The organism is Nocardioides terrae (assembly GCF_900112345.1).
Taxonomy (GTDB): Bacteria; Actinomycetota; Actinomycetes; order Propionibacteriales; family Nocardioidaceae; genus Nocardioides; species Nocardioides terrae.
In genome coordinates this window covers 66,286-81,211 of record NZ_FOLB01000012.1, presented here as the reverse complement: position 1 = coordinate 81,211, position 14,926 = coordinate 66,286, and the positions used below count along the sequence as shown (strand labels likewise).

Genomic DNA, 14,926 nt, shown 5'->3' with positions numbered 1-14,926 from the left:
CTGACTCTAGCCGTCATCGTCGGGCCGACGGATGTGGCGCCGGTCACCGCGGCTCGGCCGGAGGAGCTGGCTCCGGCTCGGCGGCGATCGATGTGGTGAGCGTCCGGAAGACCTGCTCGTCGACGGTGGCCCCGGCGTGACGCAGTGCCAGCACGGCGGTCCCCACCGTCCCGTCACGGACGACCACCGCCTCGGGCGCAGGACCCTGGCCGGCGTACGCCGCCAGCGCAGCCTCGCGCAGGGCGACGCTGTTCGACAGCACGCCACCGCCGACGACGACGGGGCCGGCCACGTCGGAGGAGGTGACCGCTCGCAGCGTGGTCGCCAGGTCCTGCGCGGCGTCGGCGACGATGCCGTCGGCCACGGGGTCCCCGGCGGCGTCGAAGGCGAGGGCGGCCAGGTCGGCCAGCCGGACGGGCAGTGCGGCGTAGAGACTGCGGGTGATCGCCTCCGCAGCCTCCCGGGCGGCCAGCTCGGCCGGCACGGAGAGTCGGGCCCGCAGTGCGCCGGTCAGGGTCGTGGCGGGGCCGCGGCCGTCGAGGTCGGCGAGCGCGGCGCGCGCCACCCTGTGGCCGATCGAGAAGCCGGATCCCTCGTCGCCCAGCAGCCAGCCGAGGCCGTCCGCGACGGCCGACTGCCGGCCACGCTCGACCCGGATCGCCGCCGCACCCGTGCCGCCGATGAGCGCGTACCCGTCAGGCCGGTGGGTGCCCGAGCAGAACGTCGCCAGCAGGTCGCTGGCGAAGACGGGCCGATCGGTCAGACCGGCGAGCCGCTGGGTCAGCGCACCTCGGTGGGTGGGGGAGCCCGCACCCGCGACGGCCAGCAGCACCACCTCGACGGCAGCGGGGGAGATGCCGGCCGCGGACAGCGCTGCGCCGGCGCTGCCGGCGAGGGCCGCCGCCGCCTGGTCCGGGCCGGAGGAGATCGGGTTGCCACCGCCACTGCGGGCGAGGCCGAGGCACCGGCCGGTGTGGTCGACCACCACCGCCCGGGTGCTCGTGCCTCCTGCGTCAACAGCCAGAACGACAGTCATCGTTACCTATTCGTGATCGTTGAGCGGTTGTGAGATGGGCCACAACTGTAAGAAGTTTTCTTCTACATCTTCTCGAACTGACATGGATTTTCATTGGCCATCAGCAGCGCACCTCGTGCAGCGGACACGCTAGACGGATTCGGCACCAGCGGCCGGATCCGGGCGGGCATGCCCGCGATGTCGGCCGCCTTCTCGAAGATCGCCTCGCTGCTGCTCGAGGACCCGTCGCTGCCGCTCCAGCTCTCGATCACCGAGCTCGCGCAGCGGGCCGGGACCTCGCCGGCCACCGTCAGCCGCTTCTGCCGGGCCCTCGGGTACGCCGGTTATCCCACGCTCCGGGTCCGGGCCGCGGCCGAGCAGGGCCGCACGAGCGCCCGGGAGAGCTGGGAGGCCGACATCGGTCGTGCCTTCCGGCCCGACGACCCGCCCGAGCAGGTGGTGCGGACGCTGCTCAACGCCCACTCCGCCGCGCTCTCGACCACCGCGGAGGGCGTCGACACGGCGCTGGTAGCCCGTGTTGCGGCCGCGATCGCAGGCAGCCCGCACGTCGACATCTACGGCATCGAGGGCAGCGCGACGATCGCCCGCGAGCTCCAGGCCCGGCTCTACCGGATCGGCGTCAACGCGCACGCCTGGGGCGAGGCGCACGCCGGTCTCACCAGCGCCGCCCTGCTCGAGGAGGGGACGGTCGCCATCGCCTTCTCGAACACCGGCCGCACCGACGAGGTGATCGAGATGCTGAGCCTGGCGAAGTCGTCAGGCGCCTATGCCGTGGCCGTGACGAGCGTGCCGACCTCGCCGCTCGCGTCCCTCGCCGACGACCACCTCGTCGCGAGCGCGCCGGGGGAGTACCTCCAGCCCGACGACCTCTCCGCCAAGCACGCCCAGATGTTCCTGATCGACCTGCTCTACCTGCTGGTCGCCCAGCTCGACTTCCCCCGCACGTCGAGCCTGCTGGCCGCCTCGGCGGCCGCCGTCGCCCCCCACCGTCGACCGCCGCGTTTCGGGCGGGCGGTCGCACCCGAGAAAGGACCCCGATGACAGCCACCCCCGGCGCCACCGTGTTCGCCGACTTCTCCGAGCAGGTCAGCAGTCGCCTCGCGGCGCTCGACGACGACGTCCGCTCCGGGCGCCTCGACGCCGCGATCGACCTGATCGTGGACTCCTTGCGCAAGGGCGGCGTCGTGCAGGCGTTCGGCACGGGGCACTCCCAGGCCTTCGCGATGGAGGTCGCCGGCCGTGCGGGTGGGCTCATCCCGACCCACGCGCTGTCCCTGCGCGACATCGTGATCCGCGGCAGCCGCGACGCGTCGGTGCTCGGCGGCAGCGGCCTCGAGCGCGACGACACCGTCGTCGACGAGCTCTTCGACCTCTACGAGCTCGACCCGGCGGACGTGTTCATCATCGCGTCCAACTCGGGCGTCAACGGTTCGATCGTCGGCGTGGCGCTGCGCGCCAAGGAGCTCGGCCACCCGCTCATCGCGGTCACCAGCCTGGAGCACACCAACGCCGTCACGCCCAAGCACCCCAGCGGCAAGCGGCTCTCCGAGGTCGCCGATGTGGTCATCGACAACCGGGCGCCGTACGGCGACGCCACGATCACCCTCGGCGAGGGGCTCTCCGCGGGCGCGGTCTCCTCGATCACCGCGGCGTACATCGCCCAGCTGCTGACCCTGGGAGCCGCCGACCGGCTCCGGGCGGCCGGCGAGGTCCCGCCCCTCTACGTCTCCGCCAACGTGCCCGGCGGCGACGAGCACAACGACGCCCTCAAGGAGCGCTACGGGAGCCGCATCGGGAGCCTCGCGTAGCCGTGCGACACCGCATGGAACCGCATGGAACCGCATGGAACACAGCCCACTCAGCAGAACCCCCAGAGGAACCAGGAACCCCGACACCTCGAGCGAAAGGCAAGACACGATGACTGACCAGCACGGTCGTTTCGACCGCCGTACCCTGCTGCGCGGAGCGATCGCCACCGCTGCGATCGCGCCGCTCAGCAGCGTGCTCGCCGCCTGTGCCGGCGGCGGCAGCGACGACAACAGCAGCCAGCCCACCGGCAAGAAGAGCGACACCAACCCCTTCGGGCTCGCTGACACCAGCAAGATCGAGGCGGTCATCTTCAACGGCGGCTACGGCTACGACTACGTCACGTTCGCCGCGGACCAGGTGAAGAAGGAGTTCAGCGGCGCCTCCATCAAGGTGTCGCCCTCGACCAAGATCGCGACCGAGCTGCAGCCGCGGTTCGTCGGCGGCACCCCGCCCGACCTCATCGACAACTCCGGCGCCGACCTGATCGGCTTCAACACCATCGCCGACCAGCTGGAGACGCTCGACGACGTCTTCGACGCCAACAACTACGAGGGCACGAAGATCGCCGACACCCTCTACCCCAACGTCAAGGTGCCCGGCACCTACGACGGCAACTTCGTCGCGCTGAACTACGTGATGACCGTCTACGCGGTCTGGTACTCGGCCTCGCTGTTCCAGGAGAACGGGTGGACCGCGCCGAAGACCTTCGACGAGGCGCTCGACCTGGGCGCCAAGGCGAAGGCGAAGGGCAAGTACCTCTGGGTCTGGGGCAAGGAGGCGGCGACCTACTACCGCACCCTGGCGATCGACTCGGCGGCCAAGGAGGGCGGCGACGAGGTCCGCCTGGCGCTGGAGAACCTCGACAAGAACGCCTGGTCGCACCCCGCGGTCCAAGGCGTGATCGACAAGCTGGGCGAGATGGTCAAGCAGGGCATGTTCGTGCCCGGCGGCGCCGGCACCCAGTTCACCGCCGCGCAGGCGAAGTGGAGCCAGGACCAGCAGGCCCTCCTCTACCCGTCGGGCGGCTGGATCGAGAACGAGATGAAGGACGCCACGAAGGCAGACTTCCAGATGACCGGCATCCCCGAGATGACGCTGACCGCCCAGTCCTCGATGCCCTACGAGGCCATCCGGGCCGCGGCGGGTGAGGGCTTCATCGTGCCCAAGAAGGCCAAGAACGTGGCCGGCGGCAAGGAGATGCTGCGGGCGATGCTGTCCAAGGACGCGGCGACCAACTTCTCCAAGACGAAGCTCGCTCCGACCATCGTCAAGGGCATCGTGCCGGCCGACGGGTTCGGGTCCGCGGCGCTGAAGTCGCAGAGTGCGATGCTTGACGCAGCCGGCGACAACGTCTTCAACTTCCAGTTCTACGACTACTACGGCACCAACTCCGACGAGCTGGTCATCTGGAACTCGTTCCTCGCCGGCGACATGGACGCGAAGACCCTGACCAAGAAGTCGCAGGAGATCTTCGACAAGGTCGCCAACGACTCCTCGGTGAAGAAGCTCAAGATCACGTGACCACCAGCACCACCGCGAGCCCGACGACGGGCGGCCGCCCAGCGGCCGCCCGGCGTCGGCGCTCGCGTCCCTCACTCGACCGGATCACGTTCATGGCGGTCTTCCTCGGCCTGCCGCTGGTGATCTTCCTGCTCTTCGTGGTCTGGCCCGTGCTCCAGGCGCTCTACTACTCGATGACGGACTGGTCCGGCTTCTCGGCCTCGATGAACTTCACCGGGCTGGACAACTACCGCAAGCTGGCGCAGGACGACATCTTCCTGCACGCCGTCCGCAACAACATCGAGCTGGCGATCGTGGTGCCGCTCGTGACGATCGTCGCCGCGCTCGCCATCGCGATCGTCGTGACGGTGGGTGGCCCGAGCAACGGCACGATCCGCGGCATCCGCGGCGCGGGCGCCTACCGGGTCGTCTCGTTCTTCCCGTACGCCGTCCCGGCGATCGTCATCGGGCTCATCTGGGCCCAGGTGTACGACCCGGCGGCGGGCCTGCTCAACGGCGTCCTGACGAAGTCCGGCCTGAGCGGCTTCAAGGACTTCGCCTGGCTCGGCGAGGTCAAGACCGCGATGCCGGCCTCCATGTTCGTCATGATCTGGGCGTCGATCGGCTTCTACACGGTGCTCTTCGTCGCGGCGATCAAGGGCATCCCGGCGGAGATCTACGAGTCGGCGCGCCTCGACGGCGCGGGACGCTTCCGGACCAGCTGGTCGATCACGGTCCCGCTGATCCGTGACAACGTCCAGACGGCGTACATCTACATCGGCATCCTGGCGCTGGACGCGTTCGTCTACATGCAGGCGATGAACTCGGGTGGCGGCCCCAACAACACCACGCTGACGATGAGCCAGTACCTGCTGACCACCGCCTTCAAGAAGGGGCAGTTCGGCTACGCCACCGCCATGGGCGTCACCCTCGCGGTGATCACGCTGGCGTTCGCCGTCCTGGTCTTCCTCATCAACTACCTGACCGGCGGCCGAGACGAGAGGAGGGTGCGTCGATGAGCACCGCAGTCACCGAGCGGGCCCTGCCCGCGGAGACACGCCAGCGCAGGTCCTCGAACGCAGGCGACACCGCCGTCGAGGTCACCTCGCACGTCCTGCTGATCCTGTGGTCGGTCATCGTGATCGTGCCGTTCCTGTGGGTGCTGCTCTCGTCGTTCAAGACGACGAGGGAGATCCTGGGTTCGCCGTTCTCGCTGCCCGCGCACTGGAAGTTCGACAACTACGTCAACGCCTGGACCGACGCCGGCATCGGTCGGTTCTTCTTCAACACCGTCATCGTGGTCGGGGCGTCGCTGTTCCTCGTCATGCTGCTCGGGGCGATGTGCGCCTATGTGCTGGCGCGGTTCGAGTTCCCGGGCCGGCGGCTGATCTACAACTCGATGCTCGCCGGTCTGACCTTCCCGATCTTCCTGGTGATCGTTCCGCTCTTCTTCGTGCTGAAGAACATCGGCCTGATCAACACGCTGCCCGGCCTGATCCTGACCTACGTCGCCTTCGCGCTGCCGTTCACGGTCTTCTTCCTGCACGCGTTCTTCAGGTCGCTGCCGCAGGACGTCTACGAGGCGGCGACGATCGACGGCGCGAGCGAGTGGCGGGCGTTCTTCTCGATCATGCTGCCGATGGCCGGCCCAGGGATGGCGAGCGTCGCGATCTTCAACTTCCTCGGTCTGTGGAACCAGTTCCTGCTACCGGTCGCGCTCAACACCAACCAGGACAACTACGTGCTCACGCAGGGGATGGCTTCGTTCGCCTCGCAGGCCGGCTACTCGGTCGACTTCGGGGCGCTGTTCGCGGCCGTGGTGATGACGGTGCTCCCCGTGCTGGTCGTCTACCTGATCTTCCAGCGGAGGCTCTCCGGCTCGGTCGCCCGCGGCACCTTCCGCTGAGGGTTCCCGCTCGAAGGTTAATGAACGCTAACCTGTTCCCCATGTTCGAGCTGTCACGTGAGCACGAGGAGTTCCGCCGGGTCGTCCGCGACTTCGCCGAGGCCGAGATCGCGCCGTACGCCGCCCAGTGGGACCGCGACCACCACTTCCCGGTCGACGTGGTCCAGAAGATGGGCGACCTCGGTCTCTTCGGCCTCACTGCGCCCGAGGAGTACGGCGGCGCCGGCGGCGACTTCACCTCGCTGTGCGTGGCGATCGAGGAGCTGGGCCGCGTCGACCAGTCGATGGGCATCACGTTGGAGGCGGGTGTCGGCCTCGGCATCAACCCGATCCTGACCTACGGTAGCGACGAGCAGCGTCAGCAGTGGCTGCCCGACCTCGTCGCGGGCCACGCGCTGGCCGGCTTCGGCCTGACCGAGCCGGGCGCGGGGTCGGACGCCGGGGCGACCCGCACCCGCGCCGAGCTCGTGAACGACGAGTGGGTGGTGAACGGCTCCAAGCAGTTCATCACCAACTCCGGCTCCACGATCACGTCGCTGGTGACGGTGACCGCGCGCACCGGGGAGCGCGCCGACGGCAAGCCGGAGATCAGCGCGATCATCGTCCCGTCCGGAACGCCCGGCTTCACGGCCGAGAAGCCCTACGACAAGCTCGGCTGGCACGCCTCCGACACCCACCCGCTCAGCTTCGACGGCGTACACGTGCCGGCGCAGAACCTGCTCGGGGAGCGCGGCCGCGGCTACGCCCAGTTCCTGGCCACCCTCGACGACGGCCGCGTCGCCATCGCCGCGCTCGCCGTCGGTCTCATCCAGGGCTGCCTCGACCTCTGCCTCACCTACGCGGGCGAGCGACAGACCTTCGGCGGGCCGATCGGCCGCAAGCAGGGCGTCGCCTTCCAGATCGCCGACCTCGAGGTCATGCTGCACGCGTCGCGCCTGCTGACCTACCGCGCGGCGGCGCTCAAGGACGCCGGCGCTCCGGTGAAGCAGTTCAAGCAGGCGGCGGCGATCGCCAAGCTCTACACGTCGGAGTCCGCGGTGACGGCCACGCGCATCGCCACGCAGGTCTTCGGCGGCTACGGCTTCATGGAGGAGTACCCCGTCGCGCGCTTCTACCGCGACGCCAAGATCCTCGAGATCGGCGAGGGCACGTCGGAGGTCCAGCGCATGCTCATCGCGCGGGGGCTCGGCCTGCCGGTCGAGTAGCAACCTAGAGTGGTCCGCATGCAGCGCCGCCGGTTCCTGGACGAGGCGGCCCGGTTCATGGCCGTCGGCCTCGTGGCCACGGGCGTCGCGATCGCTCTCTACAACTGGCTGGCCTACGAGCCCTACCACCTGTGGTCGCCGCTGCACCGCCACCTGACGTGGTCCTACATCGTCGCGCACTTCGTCGGGATGCTCGTGTCCTACGAGCTCTCCCGCCGCTGGACCTTCCGGAACCGGTCGGCAAACAAGGCGGGCGAGGGCTTCGTGTCCTACGCGGTCATCAACATCATCACGATGACGACGATCCCGCTCGGCTGCCTGTGGTTCAGCCGGCACGTCCTCGACCTGACCTCGCAGCTCTCCGACAACCTCTCCGGCAACGTGGTCGGCCTGCTGCTCTCGCAGGCGGCCCGGTTCTACCTGTTCAGGCGGTTCGTCTTCCACCGCCCGATCCGCTACTACGAGGTGTACGACGACCCGGCCGACGAGGCCGACGAGCAGGTCGACCCGGCGACGATCAGCGGCTAGCCCACAGGGCGGTCCACTCGTGGCCGAGCTCACGGACCAGCACGCGCAGCAGCGGCAGGCTGACGCCGACGACGTTGTGGTGGTCGCCGTCGGTGCGGGTCACGAAGCCGCCGCCCAGCCCGTCCACCGTGAACGCGCCGGCCACGTGCAACGGCTCGCCGGTCGCGACGTAGGCGCTGATCTCCTCGTCGGTGACGTCGGCGAACTCGACCGTCGTGCTCGCCGTCCGCGACGTCGTCGTGCCGGTGGCCGTGTCGATCAGGCTGTGGCCGGTGTGCAGGACGCCGGTCCGCCCGCGCATCGCCTGCCAGCGGCGCGTCGCCTCGTCCGGCGTACCCGGCTTGCCCAGCGGTTCGCCGTCCAGCTCGAGAACCGAGTCGCAGCCGAGGACGAGCGCACCTGACGGGACCTCGTCGCGACCCGCCACCGCGGCCGCCTTGAGCCGGGCCAGCTCGAGCGCCAGGTCGGCGGGGGCGAGACCGGACAGCTGGTCCTCGTCGACCCCGCTCACGATGACCACCGGCTCGATCCCCGCGTTGCGGAGCGTCTGCAGGCGGGCGGGGGACTGGGAGGCGAGCACCAACGTCGTCACGTGCGCCCGGTGAGATTCGAACTCACACTTGACGGCACCTAAAGCCGCTCTCTCTACCGTTGGAGTACGGGCGCGCGGCGGTCAGTCTAGGGACCGCCGGCACGGGAGGTCAGATCCCGAGGTCCTTGCGGAGCTTCGCGACGTGGCCCGTCGCCTTGACGTTGTAGGCGGCGTGCTCGATCTTGCCGGCCTCGTCGACGACGAACGTCGAGCGGATGACGCCCTCGACGACCTTGCCGTAGAGCTTCTTCTCGCCGAAGGCGCCCCACGCGGTCAGCACCGACCGGTCGGGGTCGGAGAGCAGGGTGATGGTGAGCGAGTCGCGCGCCCGGAACTTCGCGAGCTTCTCCGGCTTGTCCGGCGAGATGCCGACGACCTCGTAGCCCTGCGCCTTGAGCGAGTCCAGGGAGTCGGTGAAGTCGCAGGCCTGCTTGGTGCAGCCCGGCGTCATCGCCGCGGGGTAGAAGTAGACGATGACCTTCCGGCCGGCGAGGTCGTCGAGCGAGACGGTCTCCCCGGTGTCGGAGGTCAGGCTGAAGGACGGGGCGACGTCTCCGGGCTGCAGGCGACTCATGCTGCGAAACCTACTTGGTAACCTCAGCCCATGACCAAGGCCGACCGCCAGCCCGACCTGGAGCGTGAGATCGAGGAGACGCGGATGCGTCTCGCCGGGACCATCGACCAGCTGCTCTACCGTTCGAGCCCCAAGACGATCGCCCAGCGTCAGATGGCAGCCATCAAGGCGACGTACGTCGACCCGCGCACCGGCGAGCCCAACACCGCCAACATCCTGAAGACGGCCGGCGTCATCGTCGGCGTGGTCGGCTTGATGGTGGCGCTGCGCAAGCTGAGCAAGTGAGCGACGCCAAGACCCCCATCAAGATGCTCCACGACCGGATCCTCGTGGAGCTCGACCGTGAGGCGGGGGAGCGGCGCTCCTCCGGCGGCATCGTGATCCCCGCGACCGCCGCCATGGGCGCCCGCCGGCTCTCGTGGTCGCGCGTGGTCGCCGTCGGTCCGCACGCGCGGACGGTCCAGGTCGGCGACCGGGTGCTCTTCGACGCCGACGACAAGGCCGAGGTCGAGGTCGCCGGTGACGTCTACATCGTCATGCGGGAGCGCGACGTGCACGCCGTCGCGGCCGAGCGGGTCGGCGAAGAGGCCACCGGGCTCTATCTCTGAGCGGCGGTCCTACGACCGGTCGGCGGGAGCGCCGAGCGGCTTGGCGAGGACGACGACGTTGCTCTCGTACTCCACGCCGTCCCAGTCGGTGCACGTGATCAGGACGAGCCGCCCGCGGCCGTGGTCCTGGCCGAAGAGCTCCTGCGCGTGCTCGGCGAGCTGGGCCTTGCTGTAGACCTTCGTCCGCCCGACGATGTAGCGCATCGTCCCGCGTTTGGAGATCACGTCGACCAGGTCGCCGGCGTGCAGCCTGCCCAAGTGGTTCATGCTGGCGCCGCCGGTGTGGACGGTGTGGCCGGTGATGACGGTCTGCCCGCCGAGGTCCCCGGGCCTGGCGCTGGAGACCCACCAGCCGACCTCGTGGTAGTCGCGAGGAGGGTCGAGGGCCTTGTCGGCCATCGTGATCGGTACGACGGGGGCGGTCACCTTCAGCTTCGGCATCGAGAGGCGGATCGGTGCCCCGGGACCGATCGCGGTGTACTGCGGAGGACCGGCGGCGTCGTCGCCGCCCGGGACGACGAAGGACCCGACCACCGAGCCACCGGCCAGGACCCCGACGAGGAGCTGCAGCGCGGTGACGGTGGCGGTGGTGTAGCGCCCGAGGGAATCCCCGAACCGGGCGAGGGGACGGGCCGCCCGGTCCGGGGTCGTCATGGTGGTCGTCCCGGTCACGCGCCGAGGCTGCGGCGGAAGCCCCAGACGGCGAGGCCGGTCCCGGCCAGGACCAGGCCGCCGAGGGCCCCGAAGGCGAGCGGTGTCGGGCCGTGCTCGAGGGAGCCGGCGCCCGACTTCACAGCCGTCGGGACCGCGGTGTCGGGCTCAGGGGTGGACGGCGTGTCGACGGCAGGTGTCACGACCGCGCGGTCAGGAGCCACGGTGCCGTTCGGCCCGCAGGCGACGTGCCCGATGGTGAGGTGGGCCAGGTCGGCGCCGACGAACTGCCGGGCGGCCGGGAGGACGCTCGCGTCGAGGGCGGTCACCTCGATCGCGTCGGCCGACGGCCTGGACTGCTTGTTGAGCACGATGTCGAGGACGTTGTCCTGGAGCGGCGCCAGCTGCGGGCCGAGCGAGTCGGTGACGTTGGTCCGGATCTGGTCAAGGACGGTGTCGACGGTGGCGCCGAGCGGGCCGAGCACCGCGGCGAGCCGGCCGTTCGACCCGCCGAGCGAGTTGGCGAGGTCGGTGTCCACGCCCGTCCGGATCGCCTCCGCGACCGTGCTCAGGTCGGCGACGACGTGGGTGTTCGGTGCGGGGTCGACCGGGAGGTCGGCGAGCACGATCCGGCCGATCGGCTGCGGGCCCTCGACGTAGGCCTGCGCCTTGGCGATGCTCGCCGAGCCCTGCGCGCCTGGCGCCGAGGCGGTGCAGGTCGCCTGCACCGCGCCGAGGTCGAGTCCGATGGCAGGGTCGTCGAGGGCCGCGAGGAGTGGTTGCAGGGCCTGGCTCACGACGGGCGCCACGGCCTGCGCGGTGGCGGTGTCGAGCCCCTGGGTGTACTCGGCCGGCAGCACCTGCAGGCTGCTGAAGTCGGCGTTCGCGACGTCGAGCGAGATCGTCTGTCCTCCGCTGAGGCAGCTCGTCCCGTCGCCGACCTGCACGAGGGTGGCGCCCTCGCCGGCGACGCCCGCACACGCGGCCGAGGTGCCTCTCCCGTCCCGCGCACCGGTCGTGGCGTCCTGGGCGAGCGTCCCGAGGTTCGTCGCCTGCTGACCGGCCAGAGCGGGGAGGGCCGGAGCGTGGGTGCCCGAGGTCGTCTGCGTGGTGCCGTCGTTGGTGGCGGAGAAGGTGCCGGTGTCGGCGCCCTGGCCGGCGACGCCGAGCCGGAGGGCGGTGGCGGAGGCCTGGGCGACGGGGTCCGCGGCGAGCGCCGGTCCCGTGGCCAGGAGGGCGAGCGAGGCCGCGGCGGCCGCCGATCCGGAGCGGACGATCAGACGGTTTCTCACGCACTGGACAACGCCGCGGCGAGCCCCAAGTTACGCGCCAGTATCGAACGTTGCGGCACAACGGGAAGGGCCGCGCCGTGGGTCTCCCCACGACGCGGCCCCGTGCCGTGTCGACCGGTCAGTCGGCGCCGGTGACCGCGACGACCGTCTGAGCCAGCTCGTCGCTGCCGCTCGTGTGGTCGACGGCCCCGTAGTAGGTCCCCGCCGGCGTGGCGCCGGACCAGGCCAGGCTGACCGTCTCCGTCGCCCCGACCGTCGCCTGGGTGGGAGCCGAGGTGACCGTCAGGCTGCCGGTGCCGGTCGGCACCACCCAGTTGTCGATGGAGAACTCGTGGGTGGTGGCCACCTGCCAGCCGTGGACCGCGAGCGTGTAGCTGCCCGCGGCCGGGTGGCTGAGCTCGATGAGCTCGTCGGTGCCGCCCGCCGTGCTCTGCGCCACGACGTTCCCGCTCGAGTCGAGCAGGTACAGGTCGATGTCGTCATTGCTGTCCGGCCGGGCGTACTCGATGCGCCAGTACGACGTGTCGCCGATCGTGACCGGGACGTTGGTGACTCCACCCTGGCTGTCGTCAGGCGTGCCGAAGGTCTGGTCGGGATCCTGGAGCACGGTACCGGTCAGCGGCTGGGACGCCACGAGACCGGACGGTACGGCGGAGTAGGCGCCGTCGTACCCGAACTTGACCGGGACGTCGACGGTGCCCGAGGCGCCGCTTCCGGTCACCGTGGCCGGGGCCCCGATGCTGGAACCGCGGACGGCGAGCGTGCTGTTGACGCTGTAGCCCGAGCCCCTCCAGGTCAGGTTGCCGAACCGCCAGGCGCCGACCGGGGCGCCGGTGTTGGTGATCGTGACCTCGAAGGAGGCCTTGCCGTTCGCCGGGACGGTCAGCGTCCTGGGGCTGACCGAGACGGAGTAGCCCCTCGGCGCGTCCCGGGTGTCGGCGGTGACCGTGAGGGACCTGCCGCTGACGTTGGTCACGGTGCGCTTGACCGTCTCGCTGCCCACCAGCGCCTGGATGCCGATCGTCGGGAGGTTGAGCCCCTCCGCGGCGGTCGAGAAGCCCAGGTCGGAGAGCGCGCTGCAGTCGTCGTCGCTCACCGAGCCCGGCGCGGCGTTGCACAGGAAGGCCAGGTAGTCGTTGAAGCCCGCGTCGAAGACGAGACCCGGGTTGAACATGCCCGGTGCGCTCACGCGGCCCGGGTCAACCTGGCCCGCGCCCCGCTCGAACGGGTTCGCGGGCGTCCTGCGGTCGTTGGACGTGATCGCCTGCGAGGCGGTCGTCTGGAGCGCCGACTTGGCCTCCGCCTGCGACCAGTCCGGGTGCGCCTGCTTGACCAGCGCGTAGATGCCCGCGATCTGCGGCGAGGACATCGACGTGCCGGCGATCGCCTGGAAGAGCGTGCCCTGGACGAAGCCCTCGTCGGTGAACGGCGAGGCGCCGGCGAGCACCTGGATGCCGGGGGCGGTGATGTCCGGCTTGATGATCGACGCGGACGTCGGGGACGGGCCGCGCGAGGAGAAGACCGTCACCGACGGCGCCTTCCACGGCTGCTTCACGATCTTGCCCGTGTCGACGATCGACGCCCGGGCGTAGCGGCCGGCGCGAGCGACGTAGGCACGAGCCCGGTCGGCGACCCGCTGGTCCATGTGGACGGTCGGCACGAAGAAGTTGTCGGTGAACAGGTTGTCCTGGTTCGGCACGTCGACGTTGGCGAGGATCTCGCCGACGCCGCCCGCGTTCTTCACGGTCAGGCTGGTCGCGACGCGGCCGGCCTCGAGACCACGGGTGCAGATGACGATCGCACCGCTGACCGAGGAGGAGAACTGCTTCTCCGGGTCACAGAGCGGGTTGCCGAGCCGTGCGGCGTCGACGATCCGGGCGTGGCGCACGGTGCCGGAGATCGAGGCACCGGTCAGGCGCCGGCCGTTCCCGAGCTTGACCGTGCCCTGGTAGAAGCGCGGCTCGGTGCCCGCGGCGACGCTGGTCACCCACGGGACGTCGGACGGTCCGCCGAGGGTGCCCGGCGCCGGGCCGTCGTTGCCGGCCGAGACGGCCGAGAAGACGCCCGCATCGGAGGCGAACAGGAACGAGATCGCGTCGACGCCGGTCAGGTTGGCGCCGCCGCCGATCGAGTAGTTGATGACGTCGACGCCGTCGGCGACGGCCTGGTCGATCGCCGCAGACAGGTCGGAGCTGAAGCCGCCCTGGTTGCCGAGCGCCTTGTAGGCGATGATCTGCGCCCGCGGCGCGATGCCGGACGTCGTGTCGACGTACTTGCCGTTGATGAAGGCCTTCACGTTCGCGTCGCCCGCCGCCGTGGAGGCGGTGTGGGTGCCGTGGCCCTCGTCGTCACGAGCGGAGACGAACTCGTCGGGCTCGGCGCCCTCGACGGCGCGGTAGGTGATCGTCATGTCACGCGCACCGACGAGCTTGTTGTTGCAGGTGAAGTCCTTGTCGTTCGGGTTGGCCGTGGTGTTGCCGAACTGGCAGGAGTCGCCGGCGAGGACGGGTGCCTCGGGGAGGCTGCCGTCGTCGGCGAAGCTCGGGTGCTCGGGCCAGATGCCCGTGTCGATGACGCCCACCAGGACGCCGTCGCCGTCGATGCCGTTGTCGTAGGCCTCACCGCGGCCGGTCAGGTCGAGGAAGTCCTCCTCGGTCGGCACGGAGGACGAGTGGTGGCCGGGGGTGTAGGGCGGGTGGTGCCCACGGTGCCCGCCGCGGTGGCTCGACTGGGAGGGCAGGAGGGCGTGATGACGGTCGTGCGTGCGGTGGCCGGCCTTCGCCGGAGCCGCGGCGGTGAGGCCCTGGGCCTGGCGCAGGTCGTCGGGGATGACGGCGGCGACCTTCGGGTTCGCCGCGAGCCGTACGGCGGCCGCGTGGTCGACGTTCACGGCGAACGCGTTCGCGGCGACCGTGAGGTCCTGCGTGACGGCGCTCGTCGAGACGTCGGCCGCCTTGACGATCGCATCGTGGGAGTCGACCAAGGCCTCCTGTGCCGTCCGGGCGGCCGAGGTGTCGAGCTGGCTACGACCGAACTTCGCGAGCAGCGGGTCGGACTTGAGCAGCACGACGTAGCTGTCGTACTTGCTCTTCTTCACGTCCTTGCCCAGACCCATCGCCTTCACGAGCGAGGCCTGCTTCTGGGTGGCCGGCGATGCCGACGCGCTGGGTGTTCCCGGCGCCGCGGCGAGTGCCCCGCCGATCAGTGCGGCTGTGGCCACACCTC

The 14,926-nt window shown here is 70.3% G+C and carries 15 protein-coding genes and 1 tRNA gene; 9 read left to right on the top strand and 7 right to left on the bottom strand.

The window, feature by feature from the left end:
• Positions 1–43: 43 nt before the first annotated feature.
• Positions 44–1,036: an N-acetylglucosamine kinase gene (locus BM236_RS15520; protein WP_091125610.1), complete on the bottom strand. Its 993-nt coding sequence runs from the start codon at positions 1,034–1,036 to the stop codon at positions 44–46.
• A 168-nt stretch (positions 1,037–1,204) separates the two neighbouring features.
• Between BM236_RS15520 and BM236_RS15515 the strand changes: the two genes are divergently transcribed.
• The 7 genes from BM236_RS15515 (at position 1,205) to BM236_RS15485 (ending at position 7,984) form a co-directional block, all read left to right on the top strand.
• A complete protein-coding gene (locus tag BM236_RS15515) occupies positions 1,205–2,077 on the top strand; it encodes a MurR/RpiR family transcriptional regulator (RefSeq protein WP_091125607.1) in 873 nt (290 codons plus the stop codon).
• Complete coding sequence (locus BM236_RS15510) at positions 2,074–2,844, top strand: sugar isomerase domain-containing protein (protein ID WP_091125605.1); 771 nt, start codon at positions 2,074–2,076, stop codon at positions 2,842–2,844. The genes BM236_RS15515 and BM236_RS15510 overlap by 4 nt, the downstream gene beginning before the upstream one ends.
• 109 nt (positions 2,845–2,953) lie before the next feature.
• Positions 2,954–4,366 carry an N-acetylglucosamine/diacetylchitobiose ABC transporter substrate-binding protein gene (gene ngcE, locus BM236_RS15505; RefSeq protein ID WP_091125602.1) on the top strand — a complete coding sequence of 471 codons (1,413 nt, stop codon included), beginning with the start codon at positions 2,954–2,956 and terminating at the stop codon, positions 4,364–4,366.
• Positions 4,363–5,364 (top strand): carbohydrate ABC transporter permease, encoded by a 1,002-nt coding sequence (locus BM236_RS15500; protein ID WP_245750366.1) that lies wholly within the window; start codon positions 4,363–4,365, stop codon positions 5,362–5,364. The genes ngcE and BM236_RS15500 overlap by 4 nt, the downstream gene beginning before the upstream one ends.
• A complete protein-coding gene (locus tag BM236_RS15495) occupies positions 5,361–6,251 on the top strand; it encodes a carbohydrate ABC transporter permease (protein ID WP_091125600.1) in 891 nt (296 codons plus the stop codon). Before BM236_RS15500 ends, BM236_RS15495 begins: the two co-directional genes overlap by 4 nt.
• Before the next feature lie 41 nt (positions 6,252–6,292).
• Positions 6,293–7,456, top strand: coding sequence for an acyl-CoA dehydrogenase family protein (locus BM236_RS15490; protein ID WP_091125598.1), 1,164 nt, complete (start codon positions 6,293–6,295; stop codon positions 7,454–7,456).
• 18 nt (positions 7,457–7,474) lie between these two features.
• The gene (locus BM236_RS15485) at positions 7,475–7,984 is read left to right on the top strand and encodes a GtrA family protein (protein ID WP_091125720.1); all 510 of its coding nucleotides are present in this window, start codon (positions 7,475–7,477) and stop codon (positions 7,982–7,984) included.
• Here BM236_RS15485 and BM236_RS15480 read toward each other — a convergent pair.
• The 3 genes from BM236_RS15480 to bcp all read right to left on the bottom strand — a co-directional run bounded on the left by BM236_RS15480 (position 7,974) and on the right by bcp (position 9,150).
• Positions 7,974–8,576 carry a Maf family protein gene (locus BM236_RS15480; protein ID WP_091125596.1) on the bottom strand — a complete coding sequence of 201 codons (603 nt, stop codon included), beginning with the start codon at positions 8,574–8,576 and terminating at the stop codon, positions 7,974–7,976. The two genes, BM236_RS15485 and BM236_RS15480, sit on opposite strands and share 11 nt — an antisense overlap.
• Position 8,577: 1 nt before the next feature.
• Positions 8,578–8,650 (bottom strand) — tRNA-Leu (locus BM236_RS15475).
• Positions 8,651–8,685: 35 nt separating this feature from the next.
• Positions 8,686–9,150, bottom strand: coding sequence for a thioredoxin-dependent thiol peroxidase (bcp, locus tag BM236_RS15470; protein ID WP_091125593.1), 465 nt, complete (start codon positions 9,148–9,150; stop codon positions 8,686–8,688).
• 30 nt (positions 9,151–9,180) lie between these two features.
• On the opposite strand from bcp, the gene BM236_RS15465 reads away from it, so the two are divergent.
• Both BM236_RS15465 and BM236_RS15460 read left to right on the top strand, forming a co-directional pair.
• The gene (locus BM236_RS15465) at positions 9,181–9,435 is read left to right on the top strand and encodes a DUF3618 domain-containing protein (RefSeq protein ID WP_091125590.1); all 255 of its coding nucleotides are present in this window, start codon (positions 9,181–9,183) and stop codon (positions 9,433–9,435) included.
• Positions 9,432–9,758 (top strand): GroES family chaperonin, encoded by a 327-nt coding sequence (locus BM236_RS15460; protein WP_245750365.1) that lies wholly within the window; start codon positions 9,432–9,434, stop codon positions 9,756–9,758. The genes BM236_RS15465 and BM236_RS15460 overlap by 4 nt, the downstream gene beginning before the upstream one ends.
• A 9-nt stretch (positions 9,759–9,767) precedes the next feature.
• On the opposite strand, the gene BM236_RS15455 is transcribed toward BM236_RS15460, so the two are convergent.
• From BM236_RS15455 to BM236_RS15445, 3 genes are all read right to left on the bottom strand, one after another.
• Complete coding sequence (locus BM236_RS15455) at positions 9,768–10,430, bottom strand: class F sortase (RefSeq protein WP_245750364.1); 663 nt, start codon at positions 10,428–10,430, stop codon at positions 9,768–9,770.
• On the bottom strand, positions 10,427–11,701 hold the full coding sequence (locus BM236_RS15450; protein WP_091125588.1) for a hypothetical protein: 1,275 nt from the start codon (positions 11,699–11,701) through the stop codon (positions 10,427–10,429). The genes BM236_RS15455 and BM236_RS15450 overlap by 4 nt, the downstream gene beginning before the upstream one ends.
• A 118-nt stretch (positions 11,702–11,819) precedes the next feature.
• Positions 11,820–14,921, bottom strand: a complete 3,102-nt coding sequence (locus BM236_RS15445; protein WP_175507705.1) for a S8 family serine peptidase — start codon at positions 14,919–14,921, stop codon at positions 11,820–11,822.
• Between the last annotated feature and the right edge of the window lie 5 nt (positions 14,922–14,926).

Coding starts and splice junctions, on each gene's coding strand:
- BM236_RS15520 (WP_091125610.1), bottom strand. CDS start 1,036: ATGACTGTCGTTCTGGCTGTTGACGCAGGAGGCACGAGCACCCGGGCG.
- BM236_RS15515 (WP_091125607.1), top strand. CDS start 1,205: ATGCCCGCGATGTCGGCCGCCTTCTCGAAGATCGCCTCGCTGCTGCTC.
- BM236_RS15510 (WP_091125605.1), top strand. CDS start 2,074: ATGACAGCCACCCCCGGCGCCACCGTGTTCGCCGACTTCTCCGAGCAG.
- ngcE (WP_091125602.1), top strand. CDS start 2,954: ATGACTGACCAGCACGGTCGTTTCGACCGCCGTACCCTGCTGCGCGGA.
- BM236_RS15495 (WP_091125600.1), top strand. CDS start 5,361: ATGAGCACCGCAGTCACCGAGCGGGCCCTGCCCGCGGAGACACGCCAG.
- BM236_RS15490 (WP_091125598.1), top strand. CDS start 6,293: ATGTTCGAGCTGTCACGTGAGCACGAGGAGTTCCGCCGGGTCGTCCGC.
- BM236_RS15485 (WP_091125720.1), top strand. CDS start 7,475: ATGCAGCGCCGCCGGTTCCTGGACGAGGCGGCCCGGTTCATGGCCGTC.
- bcp (WP_091125593.1), bottom strand. CDS start 9,150: ATGAGTCGCCTGCAGCCCGGAGACGTCGCCCCGTCCTTCAGCCTGACC.
- BM236_RS15465 (WP_091125590.1), top strand. CDS start 9,181: ATGACCAAGGCCGACCGCCAGCCCGACCTGGAGCGTGAGATCGAGGAG.